The organism is Pseudomonas putida (assembly GCF_005080685.1).
Taxonomy (GTDB): Bacteria; Pseudomonadota; Gammaproteobacteria; order Pseudomonadales; family Pseudomonadaceae; genus Aquipseudomonas; species Aquipseudomonas putida_V.
The window spans coordinates 5,490,148-5,502,525 of record NZ_CP039371.1 but is presented as its reverse complement, the minus strand read 5'-3'; the positions used below and the strand labels follow the sequence as shown (position 1 = coordinate 5,502,525).

Below are 12,378 nucleotides of genomic sequence, written 5' to 3'. Positions count from 1 at the left end.
TTCGGGCCCGTCATGAGCCTGCGCGCCGCGCTGTCGATCCTTGCGCTTTCGCTGCTCGCCGGCTGTGTGTCGGGTGGCGCGCATCATCCCCTGGCCAGCAGTCAGGGGCGGGCCGAGGCGGGGCGGGCTTATGTGCAGTTGGGCCTGGGCTATTTGCAACAAGGTTTGACCGAGCAGGCCAAGGCACCACTGGCCAAGGCGCTCGCTCTCGAACCCCGTGACGCCGACGCCCATGCCGCATTGGCCCTGGTGTTCGCCGCCGAAGCAGAGCCGGCGCTGGCCGAAATGCATTTTCGCAAGGCCCTGGCGGCGCGCTCCGGTGACACGCGAATTCGCAACAACTACGGCAGTTTCCTATATGCTCAGCAACGTTTCCCCGAAGCTGAGCAGATGTTTCGCCTGGCCAGTGCCGATACCCTGTATCCTGAACGTTCGCGGGTCTACGAGAACCTCGGCCTGACGGCCTTGCGACTCGATGCCCACGACCAGGCACATGCTTATCTGACCAAGGCCCTTCAACTCAACCCTCGGCAACCCAGAGCGTTGTTGGAAATGGCTGAGTTGTCCTTCGAAAACAGGCATTATGTGCCGGCCCGGGATTACTACGAACGTTTCAGCCAGTTGAGCGACCATGGCGCCCGTAGTCTCCTGTTGGGCAGCCGCCTTGCCAGGGTGTTCGACGAGCAGGGCACGCAGGCCGAACTGGGCCAGCAACTACAACGACTTTATCCCGGTACGCCGGAATATCAGCAATACCTGTCGGAGCAACGATGAAAGCCGCGCATCCCGAAGTAGCAGCAGCGACTGGCCAGAACCCCGGCGAGCTGTTGCGCCAGGCCCGCGAGAAACGGGAGTGGTCGCAAGCCGAGGTGGCCCGCAAGCTGAACCTCACTGTAAGTTCGCTGAACCACGTGGAAACCGGCGCCTTCGACAAGTTGCCGGGGCATACCTTCGCCCGTGGTTATATTCGCGCCTATGCCAAGCTGATGGACATGGACCAGGCGCCCCTGGTCGCCGCTTTCGACCAATTCACCGGCACCCATGCCAAGGGCAGCGAGGTGCACTCGCTGGGCCGCATCGAAGAACCGGTACGCCTGTCGCACAATATCCTGCGTGGCGTCAGCCTGCTGTTGCTGGTTGCCGTGGTCGGTGGCGGTTTCGTCTGGTGGCAGGACCAGGGTAGCCTCAAAGGCAAGGACCTGGCCAAGATCGCCCTGGAGCACGTCGAAGTCGAGAGTGCCGACGGCACCACCCAGATTCACCCGCTGGACGAGCCCGAAGACCAGGCGGTAACCGCGGGGCAACAGCCTGAAGCCGCTCCGCTGCCGCTCGAGGCTACCAGTACCGAACAGGCTGGCGAAGCCGCCGCCCCTGCGGCCGAGGCCAACCCGGCAACCGCAAGCTCTGCACCTGCACCTGCACCTGCACCTGCACCCGCTCCGGTCGAGCAGGCGGCCCCGCACCTGCGCCAACGACGCCTGTGGCGCCCGTCGCGCCCGTTGCACCCGCCGCCAGCGTGCCAGCCACTGCCGCCGCGGAACCTGCCGCCGTGCCTGCCGGCAGCGCCAAGGTCGCCATCCAATTCACCGCCGATTGCTGGACCCAGGTCAGCGACGGCAACGGCAAGGTGCTGTTCAGCGCCATCAAGCGCAAAGGCGACAATCTGGAACTGACCGGCAAGCCTCCGTTCGCGGTGCGCCTGGGCTTCGCCCGCGGCGCCCAGGTCAGCTACAACGGCCAAGCCGTCGATGTCGCCCCGTTCACCAGTGGCGAGACCGCTCGCCTGAAGTTGGGACAGTAAGTCATGCACGGCGAATCTCCGATCAAACGTCGCGAATCCCGCAAAATCTGGGTCGGCAATGTGCCGGTGGGTGGCGATGCCCCATCGCGGTGCAGAGCATGACCAACACCGACACCAACGACGTGGCCGCCACCGTGGGGCAGATCCAGCGCCTGGTCGACGCTGGCGTCGACATCGTGCGTGTCTCGGTACCGGACATGGATGCCGCCGAAGCCTTCGGCCGCATCAAGCAGCAGGTCAGCGTACCGTTGGTCGCCGACATCCACTTTGACTACAAGATCGCCCTGCGCGTGGCCGAACTGGGCGTCGACTGCCTGCGTATCAACCCGGGCAACATCGGCCGTGAAGACCGCGTTCGTGCGGTGGTCGATGCCGCCCGCGACCGTGGCATCCCGATCCGTATCGGCGTCAACGCCGGCTCCCTGGAAAAGGACCTGCAGAAGAAGTACGGCGAACCGACCCCGGCAGCGCTGGTCGAGTCGGCCCTGCGCCATGTCGAGCACCTCGACCGCCTGGATTTCCAGGACTTCAAGGTCAGCGTCAAGGCCTCCGACGTGTTCATGGCCGTCGAGGCCTACCGCCTGCTGGCCAAGCAGATCGTCCAGCCCCTGCACCTGGGCATCACCGAGGCCGGTGGCCTGCGTTCCGGAACGGTGAAATCCGCCGTTGGCCTGGGTATGCTGCTGGCCGAGGGGATTGGCGATACCATCCGCATCTCCCTGGCCGCCGACCCGGTCGAGGAAGTGAAGGTCGGCTACGACATCCTCAAGTCGCTGCACCTGCGCTCGCGTGGCATCAACTTCATCGCCTGCCCGAGCTGCTCGCGGCAGAACTTCGATGTGGTCAAGACCATGAACGAGCTGGAAGGGCGCCTGGAAGACCTGCTCGTACCGCTGGACGTGGCGGTGATCGGCTGCGTGGTCAACGGCCCCGGTGAAGCCAAGGAGTCCCACGTGGGGCTGACCGGCGGTACGCCGAACCTGGTCTACATCGACGGCAAGCCGGCGCAGAAGCTGACCAATGACAACCTGGTCGATGAGCTGGAAAAGCTCATCCGCCAGAAAGCGGCCGAAAAGGCCGATGCCGACGCGGCGCTGATCGCCCGTGGCTGACACACAGATTCGTAAGGACATTTCGTGAGCAAATCGCTGCAAGCCATCCGTGGCATGAACGACATCCTGCCCGAGCAGTCACCCCTGTGGCGCTATTTCGAAAGCACCGTGGCCGGCCTGCTGGACACCTACGGGTATAGCCAGATCCGTACCCCGATCGTCGAGTTCACCGAGCTGTTCAAGCGTTCGATCGGTGAAGTCACCGACATCGTTGAAAAAGAGATGTACACCTTCGAGGACCGCAACGGCGATTCGCTGACCCTGCGTCCCGAAGGCACTGCCGCCTGCGTGCGCGCTGTGCTCGAGCACGGCATCACCGGCAACGGCCAGGTGCAGAAGCTGTGGTACATCGGCCAGATGTTCCGCCACGAGCGTCCGCAGAAAGGCCGCTACCGCCAGTTCCACCAGATTGGCGTCGAAGTGTTCAACCTCGACGGGCCGGACATCGACGCCGAACTGATCATGCTCACCTGGCGCCTTTGGGGCCTGCTGGGCATCCAGGACGCGGTCAAGCTCGAGCTCAACAGCCTGGGCACCAGCGAAGCCCGGGCACGCTACCGTGACGCGCTGGTCGAGTTTCTCTCGGCGCGCCTCGAGCAGCTCGACGAAGACAGCCAGCGCCGCCTCAAGAGCAATCCGCTGCGCATCCTCGACAGCAAGGATCAGGGCACCCAGGCGGTGCTGGTCGGCGCGCCGAAGCTCGAAGACTATTTGGACGAAGATTCGCGTGTGCACTTCGCCGGCCTCAAGGCCCGCCTGGACGCCGCCGGGATTCCGTTCGTGATCAACACCAAGCTGGTGCGCGGCCTGGATTACTACAGCAAGACCGTGTTCGAGTGGGTCACCGACAAGCTTGGTGCCCAGGGCACCGTCTGCGCCGGTGGCCGCTATGACGGCCTGGTCGAGCAGATGGGTGGCAAGCCGACCCCGGGCGTGGGTTTCGCCATGGGTATCGAGCGCCTGATCCTGCTGCTGGAAACCTTGGGCAAGGTGCCCGAGTCGATCAACCGCCAGATCGACGTCTACCTGTGCGCCTTCGGCGAGCAGGCCGAGCTTGCCGGCCTGCGTCTGTCCGAAAGCCTGCGTGACCGTCTGCCGGGCCTGCGCCTGGCGGTCAATGCCGGCGGTGGCAGCTTCAAGAGCCAGTTCAAGAAGGCCGACAAGAGCGGGGCGCTGTTCGCCCTGATCCTCGGTGACGACGAACTGGCCAAGCAAGAGATCGGCCTGAAGCCCCTGCGTGGCCAGGGCGAACAACAGAACATTGCCTGGGATGCTCTGGCTGAGCACCTGGAAACCGCGATCGCTCAAGCGTAACGCGGTTCAACAAGCGAATAGGCGAAAAGGAGTATTGGGGTGTCGAGTACCGATGATGATGATCTGGCAGGGGTCAAGGACTGGTGGAACCGCAACGGCAAGCCGCTGCTGACCGGCGCGCTGCTGGCAGGTGTGGTGGTGCTGGGCTGGAATACCTGGCACAAGTACCAGAACAACCAGTCGCAAGGTGCCTCGCAGTTGTACCAGGCCCTGCTGGAGACCAGCCTGACGCCAAGCGGCCAGCCTGACGCGACCAAGGTCGCGGAACTGGCAGGCAAGCTCAAGAGCGAGTTCGGTGGTACCGCCTACGCCCAGTACGGCAGCCTGTTCGTGGCCAAGGTCGCGGTAGAGAGCGGCAAGCTCGACGACGCTGCCGCCGAACTCAAGGGCGTGCTGGACAAGCCGGCCGACGTGACGCTGGGCGAAATCTCACGTCAGCGCCTGGCTCGTGTACTGGCCGCGCAGGACAAAGCCGCCGATGCGCTCAAGCTGCTCGATGGCGACACCGACAAGGCCTTCCTGGCCAGCCGCGAGGAATTGAAGGGTGACCTGCTGGTACAGCTGGGTCGCGCCGACGATGCTCACACCGCATATGAAAAAGCCAAGGCTGCGCTGTCGGATGACGCCGCGGTCGGTGGCCTGCAACTGAAGCTGGACGACCTGGCCAAAGGGGACGCGTGACGTGATCGGTTGGAAACAAGCAGCAGTGCTGACCCTGGCCGTATTGGCCGCAGGTTGCAGCAGCAACAGCAAGAAGGAACTGCCTCCGGCCGAGCTGACCAAGTTCACTGAGGAAGTGGTGCTGAAGAAACAGTGGAGCCGTTCGATCGGTGACGGCCAGGGTGAGACGTACAATACCCTGGTTCCGGCTATCGAGAACGACCGCATCTACGCCTCCGACGTCAACGGCGATGTCTACGCCCTCGACCGCGTCACCGGCAAGGTGGTCTGGAACAAGGACCTGGACCTGCCGGTTTCCGGCGCTGTCGGCGTAGGCTACGGCCTGGTCATGCTGGGTACCCTCAAGGGCGAGGTCATCGCCCTGGATTCCAGCACCGGCGAGGAGCGCTGGCGTTCCCGCGTGACCAGCGAAGTGCTGGCTCCGCCTGCCAACAACGGTGACGTGGTGGTGGTGCAGACCCAGGACGACCGCCTGATCGGCCTCGATGCCGCTACCGGCGACCGCCGCTGGATCTACGAGAACACCCCGGCCGTACTGACCCTGCGTGGTACCGGTGCGCCGATCGTCACCAACCGCATGGCTGTCGCCGGCCTGTCCACCGGCAAGGTGGTGGCTGTCGACATCAACAACGGCGTGCCAGTCTGGGAAAGCCGCGTGGCCATCCCGCAGGGTCGCTCCGAGCTGGACCGTGTGGTCGACATCGACGGCGGCCTGCTGCTGTCCGGTGGCACGTTGTACGTCAGCACCTACCAGGGTCGTGTCGCCGGCCTGGACCTGGAAAGCGGCCGTGTGCTGTGGCAGCGTGATGCCTCCAGCTACGTGGGTGTCGCCCAGGGCTTCGGTAACGTCTACGTCAGTGAAGCCAGCGGTAGCGTCGAAGGCGTCGACGAGCGTTCCAGCTCCGCCCTGTGGACCAACGATTCGATGGCCCGTCGCCAGCTGACCGCCCCCGAGGTGTTCTCCAGCTACGTGGCAGTGGGTGACTTCGAGGGCTACCTGCACCTGCTCAGCCAGGTCGATGGTCGCTTCGTCGGCCGTGAGCGTATCGACAGCGATGGCCTGCGCGCCCGCCCCCTGGTGGTCGGCGACACCATCTATGTCTTCGGCAACAGCGGCAAGCTCGAGGCACTGACCATCCGCTGAAGCTATGCTTGAAGCCTTGATGGGCTTCAGGCTGCGGCGTAGGACACGCCGCCCGAACTCCGGCCGCTGCCTTGCAGCGGCCTTTGCATTTTCTAGAATTCAAGAGTGGAGAGCCGCATGGTTCCCGTAATCGCCCTGGTGGGACGGCCGAACGTCGGCAAATCCACCATGTTCAACCGCCTGACCAAAACCCGCGATGCCATCGTCGGTGACCTGTCGGGCCTGACCCGTGACCGCCAGTACGGCGATGCCTCCTGGCAGGGTCGTTCCTACATCCTCATCGACACCGGTGGTATCACCGGTGATGAAGTGGGCATGGACGAAAAGATGGCCGAGCAGTCGCTCATGGCCATCGAGGAAGCCGACTATGTCTTGTTCCTGGTCGACGCCCGCGCCGGCATGACCGCCGCCGACCAGATGATTGCCGAGCACCTGCGCAAGCGCAACAAAGAGGCGATCCTGGTCGCCAACAAGATCGACAACATCGACGCCGACGTCGCCCGCGCCGAGTTCTCGCCGTTGGGCATGGGCAACGCCATTCCGGTGGCCGGCTCCCAAGGCCGTGGCATCAACGCCCTGATGGAAGCCGTGCTCGGCCACGTCCCGCGTGACGCCGAGGAAGAAGCGCTCGACGAAGAAGTCGCCGAAGGCGAGGAAGCGACGCGCATTCCAGGCCCGAGCGAGAAGGATGGCATCAAGATCGCCATCATCGGCCGCCCTAACGTGGGCAAGTCGACCCTGGTCAACCGCATGCTCGGCGAAGAGCGCGTGGTGGTGTACGACCAGCCGGGTACTACCCGCGACAGTATCTACATCCCGTTCGAGCGCGATGGCGAGAAGTACACCTTCATCGACACCGCAGGTGTGCGCAAGCGCGGCAAGATCCACGAGGAAGTCGAGAAGTTCTCGGTGGTGAAGACCCTCCAGGCGATCAAGGACGCCAACGTGGTGATCTTCGTCATGGACGCCCGGGAAGGCGTGGTCGACCACGACCTCAACCTGCTGGGCTTCGCTCTCGAGGCCGGTCGTGCCATCGTCATCGCGCTGAACAAGTGGGACGGCATGGAGCCGGGCGAGCGCGACTACGTCAAGACCGAACTCGAGCGCCGGTTGTTCTTCGTCGACTTCGCCGACATCCACTTCATCTCGGCGCTGCATGGCACCGGTGTCGGCCACCTGTACAAGTCGGTGCAGGCCGCGTTCAAGTCGGCGGTCACCCGCTGGCCGACCAGCCGCCTGACGCAGATCCTCGAGGATGCAGTCAGCGAGCACCAGCCGCCGCTGGTCAATGGCCGTCGCATCAAGTTGCGCTATGCCCACCTGGGCGGTGCCAACCCGCCGCTGATCGTGATCCACGGCAACCAGACCGACAAGATTCCGAAGTCGTACTCGCGTTACCTGGAAAACACCTATCGCCGCGTGCTGAAACTGGTCGGTACGCCGATCCGTATCGAGTACAAGGGCGGTGAGAACCCGTTCGAGGGCAAGAAGAACACCCTCACCGATCGCCAGGTCAACAAGAAGCGTCGCCTGATGTCGCACCACAAGAAGGCCGAGAAGAAGCGCCGCGACAAGCGCTGATTCCGTGTCCACCTCCTCGCGGGCTTGCCCGCGTGGAGGCGCTTCGCTGCAACGCAATCTCCCTATTGTTTCAACCTTTTTCCTGACTGCTCGATCCGCTATGCTCGGACTCCACCCCGTGCCGGATACACCCCAGGAAAGAGGGCTCCATGATCCGCAGCAAACTGCCGAATGTCGGCACGACCATCTTCACCACCATGTCCCAGCTCGCCGCGCAAACCGGCGCGCTCAACCTTTCCCAAGGCTTTCCCGACTTCAATGGTCCGCAGGCATTGCTCGATGCAGTGGGCCGCCACGTGGCCGCGGGGCATAACCAGTACGCGCCAATGACCGGCCTGCCGGCCCTGCGTCAGCAAGTGGCGGCCAAGGTCGAGCGTTTGTATGGCGCCAAGGTCGACGCCGACCAGGAAGTGACCATCACCCCAGGCGCCACCGAAGCGATCTTCTGTGCCATCCAGGCGGTGATCCAGGCGGGTGACGAAGTGATCGTCTTCGACCCTTGCTACGACAGCTACGAGCCTTCGGTGACCCTGGCTGGCGGACGCTGCGTGCATGTGCAATTGAGCGATGGTGATTTTCGCATCGACTGGCAGGCGTTCAGCGATGCGCTCAGTCCGCGCACGCGCATGGTCATCCTCAACTCGCCGCACAATCCAAGCGGGGCGCTGATCACTCGCGAGGACCTCGACCAGCTCGCGCGGCTCATTGCCGATCGCGATATCTACCTGGTCAGCGACGAGGTCTACGAACACTTGGTGTACGACGGCGTGCGCCACGCCAGTGTGCTGGCCCACGCCGAGCTGTATGCCCGCGCCTTCGTGGTCAGCTCGTTCGGCAAGACCTACCACGTGACTGGCTGGAAGACTGGCTATGTCATCGCGCCAGTGGCCCTCAGCGCCGAGCTGCGCAAGGTGCACCAGTACGTCAACTTCTGCGGTGTCACGCCGCTGCAGTGCGCGCTGGCCGATTTCATGGCCGAGCATCCGCAGCATATCGATGAATTGCCGAGCTTCTATCAGGCCAAGCGCGACCTGTTCTGCGACCTGCTCGAAGATTCGCGTCTGCGCTTTACCCGCACGGCGGGTACATACTTCCAGCTGGTGGATTACTCGCAGATCCGCCCGGACCTGAACGACGTCGACATGGCCCTGTGGCTCACGCGTGAGCACGGCGTGGCGACCATTCCAGTGTCGGTGTTCTACCAGCAACCCATCCCCGAGCAACGCCTGGTGCGCCTGTGCTTTGCCAAACGAGAGGAGACGCTGCGTCAGGCGGCGGAAAAACTATGCGCGATCTGAGCCAACTGCCCAACCTGAAAATCGCCCTGGTGCAGACCACCCTGGCGTGGCATGACCGCGAGGCCAACTACGCGCACTTCGAGGTGCTGCTGGAGCAGGTCGGTGACGCCGACCTGGTGATTCTCCCCGAGATGTTCACGACGGGTTTCTCCATGGAGTCCGAGCGCCTGGCGGAGCCTGAGAATGGTCCGACCTACAAGTGGCTGAAGGCCCAGGCAGCGAAGATCGGCGCGGTGATCACCGGCAGCCTGATCGTCCAGGCCGCGGACGGCAGCCATCGTAATCGCCTGTTGTGGGCACGCCCGGATGGCGAAATCCTGTTTTACGACAAGCGTCACCTGTTCCGCATGGCCGGCGAGCACAAGCACTACACCCCAGGCGAGCGGCAGGTGCAGTTCGAGGTCAAGGGTTGGCGCGTGCGTCCGTTGATCTGCTACGACCTGCGCTTCCCGGTGTGGAGCCGTGACGCACAGGACACCGACCTGCTGCTGTACACCGCCAACTGGCCGGCAGCGCGCCGTCAGCACTGGAACCGGCTGTTGCCGGCGCGGGGCATCGAGAACCTGTGCTATGTCGCCGCGGTGAACCGGGTGGGCACCGATGGCAAGGGCTTCGCCTATTCCGGCGACAGCCAGGTACTGGACTTCCAGGGCGAGAGCCTGCTGAGCGCAGGCGAGGCGGATGGGGTGTTCACAGCGGTGCTGAGCTCGGCGGACCTGGCCAGCTATCGGACCCGGTTCCCGGCCAATCTGGATGCCGATACCTTCGAGTTGCACTGAAACATCACCGGCCTCTTCGCGGGGCAAGCCCGCTCCTACAGGTCCAGTGAGGTCCCTGTAGGAGCGGGCTTGCCCCGCGAAGAGGCCGGTGCTGGCTACATCAGCTTCCGCTCAATATACATCCCGCCGATACCGCCCATCCTCGATCAGCTGCTGTACCGCAGCTTCACCGAGCATGCCATGAAGCGCTGCATCCACCCCCGCGGCCATGCCTTGCAGGCTGCCACAGACGTACACGCAAGCTCCCTCGGCGACCCAGCGCTTGAACTCGTCGGCGTGCTCGAGCAGCACATCCTGCACATAGATCTTCTCGGCCTGGTCCCGTGAGAACGCCAGGTCCAGGCGCGCCAGGTCACCGCTTGCCAACCAACCTTGCAGTTCATCGCCACACAACAGGTCATGGGCGCGGTTGCGCTCGCCAAACAACAGCCAGTTGCGTTGCTCGCCGCTGTTGATCCGCGCGCGTATCAGGCTGCGCAGGCCGGCCAGGCCCGTGCCGTTGCCGATCAAGATCATCGGCGCCGAGCTCTCCGGCAGGTGGAAGCCGCTGTTGCGGCGCAGGCGTAGGCTCAGGGTGCCATCCAGGGGCAGGTACTCGGTGAGCCAGCCCGACCCAAGCCCCAGCTGACCATCGGCATGGCGTTCCTGGCGTACGATCAGTTCCAGGGCGCCATCGCTGGCGATCGAGGCGATCGAGTATTCGCGGCTGCCGATCGGCACGAGTGCATCGACCAAGGCTTGCGCGTGCAGGCCGATGAGGTGATCGCGACGGCTTGGCAATTGACGTCCGGCCAGGGCCTGGCCGAGGGTTTCCTCGATACCGTCGACCTGCACCGGGGCGTTGGCGTCCAGCGCCATGCCGGCGAGGAAGGCAGCGATGCGCGGTTGGCCATTGAGCGGCAGGATCTCTACCAGGTCGCCGGCTTCCCAGCTGGCTGGCTGCTCGGGCAGCAAGCCCAGCAGGTACACCGGTTGGCCCTGGCTGCCTGGGTTGAGCAACTCGCGGCGCACCAGGCTCCAGTTAGCAAAGCTTGGCGGCTGCCAGGCCGATACCGGCTGTGCGCCGGTCAACTGCGCAAGTTCTTGCTGCCATTGCTGCAGGGCGGCCTGGTCGGCGTTGTCCACTTCCACCGGGCTGAACGCCGAGCTGGCGCCGCGTTCGCCAAGCCAGGCCTGCAAGCGCCGGGCAAAGCCGCAGAAATGCGGATACTGGCGATCACCCAGGGCGAGCAGGGCATAGCTGAGATCGTTCAGTGCCCAGGGCTGGCCCAGTACCTTGCGTTCGAAGCCGCGGGCGCTGTCGGGCGCCTCGCCGTCGCCGAAGGTACTGACCACGAACAATGCGCGGCGTGCCTGGCGCAGGTCGTTTTCGCCGAGCTCGGCCAGGGCGCGGACCTGTACGGGAAGGCCGGCGGCCTGCAATTGCCCGGCGCTTTGCCAGGCCAGTTGCTCGGCGAAGCCGCTCTGGCTGGCGAAACCGATCAGCCAGCTATCGCCGCTGGCCGCCACATTGCCGACGCTGCCACGGGCTGCGCGGACCTGGCGCTTCTTGCGCCGACGGTCGAGGTAGAGCAGCCAGCCGGTGACGAAGAACAGCGGCATGGTCAGGCTGGCGATGGTAACGATGATCCGCCCGGGCAGGCCGAAGTACTCACCCACATGCAGAGCGTAGACGCTTTGCAGCAACTGTGCCTTGAACGACTTGTCGGCGTAGCGCTCCTCGCGCTTGACCTGGCCTGTGGCCGGGTCGATCACCAAGGTATTGAATGCCCGCGGGTGCGCGGCGTTGTCCTGCAGGTAGAACAGGTTGGCCGTCTGGCCACCCACTGGCGGCAGGCGCAGGTTGTAGGTGGTCAGGTTCGGCCCTGCCGATTGCTGGAGGCTGGCCCAGATGGCGTCGTAGTCGACCACCAGCGGCGGTGCGTTCTTGTCTACTTTCTGTGGCCCGTGACGGCCTCGGCCTTCGCCGCGCTTGTGCTGCTCGCCTGCTGGCGGTTGATCGGCCAACAGCCGGTTGAGGCCCTCGCGATACCATTCGTAGGACCAGAACAGCCCTGTCAGGGCGAACAGAAGATAGAACAACAGGCACCAGGTACCGGCCACTGCGTGCAGGTCCCAGTTGAAGGCGCGGCCTTTCTTGGCCCAGTCGAAGGTCAGCCAGGTACGCCAGGTCAGGGCCTTGCGCGGCCAGCGCAGGTACAGGCCGGACAAGCAGAAGAACACCAGCATCAGGGTGCAGGCACCGGTGATCTGCCGACCGGTGTCGCCCATGGCCAGGAAGCGGTGCAGCTGCAGCATCAGGTTGAAAAAGCCTTGCCCCGAGGCCTCGCCCTTGAGTTCGCCGGTATAGGGGTCGGCATAGCGCAGCTCGCCACGGCGCTCGCCCGGAGGCGGGGTGAAGAAGATCCGGGCGGCGTTGCCTTCGCGTGTATCTACCCACAGCATCGACACCTTGTCGCCCTGTTCGGCCTCGACCCGGCGTACCAGTTCGGCTGGCGGCAGTACACCCTCGGGGCGTACCTCGACCTTGAGCACGTCGGCGTTGAAGGCGCGCAGCAGCTCCTCCTGGAATGAATAGAGCGCCCCGGTGATGCCCATCAAGGCCAGCACCAGGCCGGCGGTGATGCCAAAGAACCAGTGCAACTGGAACAGCGTCTTTTTCAGCACA

At 64.3% G+C, this 12,378-nt stretch carries 8 protein-coding genes and 2 pseudogenes; 9 read left to right on the top strand and 1 reads right to left on the bottom strand.

Going from position 1 to position 12,378, the window contains the following annotated elements; genetic code table 11:
- Positions 1 to 12: 12 nt before the first annotated feature.
- The 9 genes and pseudogenes from pilW to E6B08_RS25585 all read left to right on the top strand — a co-directional run bounded on the left by pilW (position 13) and on the right by E6B08_RS25585 (position 9,710).
- On the top strand, positions 13 to 774 hold the full coding sequence (gene pilW, locus E6B08_RS25625; RefSeq protein ID WP_136916529.1) for a type IV pilus biogenesis/stability protein PilW: 762 nt from the start codon (positions 13 to 15) through the stop codon (positions 772 to 774).
- Positions 771 to 1,801: pseudogene (locus E6B08_RS25620) on the top strand (RodZ domain-containing protein). The gene pilW and the pseudogene E6B08_RS25620 overlap by 4 nt, the downstream one beginning before the upstream one ends.
- 3 nt (positions 1,802 to 1,804) lie before the next feature.
- A pseudogene (ispG, locus tag E6B08_RS25615) lies at positions 1,805 to 2,913 on the top strand (flavodoxin-dependent (E)-4-hydroxy-3-methylbut-2-enyl-diphosphate synthase).
- Positions 2,914 to 2,937: 24 nt separating this feature from the next.
- Positions 2,938 to 4,227, top strand: coding sequence for a histidine--tRNA ligase (gene hisS, locus E6B08_RS25610; protein ID WP_136916527.1), 1,290 nt, complete (start codon positions 2,938 to 2,940; stop codon positions 4,225 to 4,227).
- 39 nt (positions 4,228 to 4,266) lie between these two features.
- On the top strand, positions 4,267 to 4,908 hold the full coding sequence (locus tag E6B08_RS25605; protein WP_136916526.1) for a tetratricopeptide repeat protein: 642 nt from the start codon (positions 4,267 to 4,269) through the stop codon (positions 4,906 to 4,908).
- 1 nt (position 4,909) lies between these two features.
- Entirely contained in the window at positions 4,910 to 6,052 is a 1,143-nt protein-coding gene (gene bamB, locus E6B08_RS25600) for an outer membrane protein assembly factor BamB (protein ID WP_136916525.1), read from the top strand.
- Between the two features lie 117 nt (positions 6,053 to 6,169).
- A complete protein-coding gene (gene der, locus E6B08_RS25595) occupies positions 6,170 to 7,633 on the top strand; it encodes a ribosome biogenesis GTPase Der (RefSeq protein WP_136916524.1) in 1,464 nt (487 codons plus the stop codon).
- Between the two features lie 149 nt (positions 7,634 to 7,782).
- Entirely contained in the window at positions 7,783 to 8,931 is a 1,149-nt protein-coding gene (locus tag E6B08_RS25590) for a pyridoxal phosphate-dependent aminotransferase (RefSeq protein WP_136916523.1), read from the top strand.
- Positions 8,919 to 9,710, top strand: a complete 792-nt coding sequence (locus tag E6B08_RS25585) for an amidohydrolase (RefSeq protein ID WP_136916522.1) — start codon at positions 8,919 to 8,921, stop codon at positions 9,708 to 9,710. The genes E6B08_RS25590 and E6B08_RS25585 overlap by 13 nt, the downstream gene beginning before the upstream one ends.
- 111 nt (positions 9,711 to 9,821) lie before the next feature.
- Here E6B08_RS25585 and E6B08_RS25580 read toward each other — a convergent pair whose 3' ends face one another.
- Positions 9,822 to 12,377 carry a sulfite reductase flavoprotein subunit alpha gene (locus E6B08_RS25580; RefSeq protein WP_136916521.1) on the bottom strand — a complete coding sequence of 852 codons (2,556 nt, stop codon included), beginning with the start codon at positions 12,375 to 12,377 and terminating at the stop codon, positions 9,822 to 9,824.
- Position 12,378: the final 1 nt, after the last annotated feature.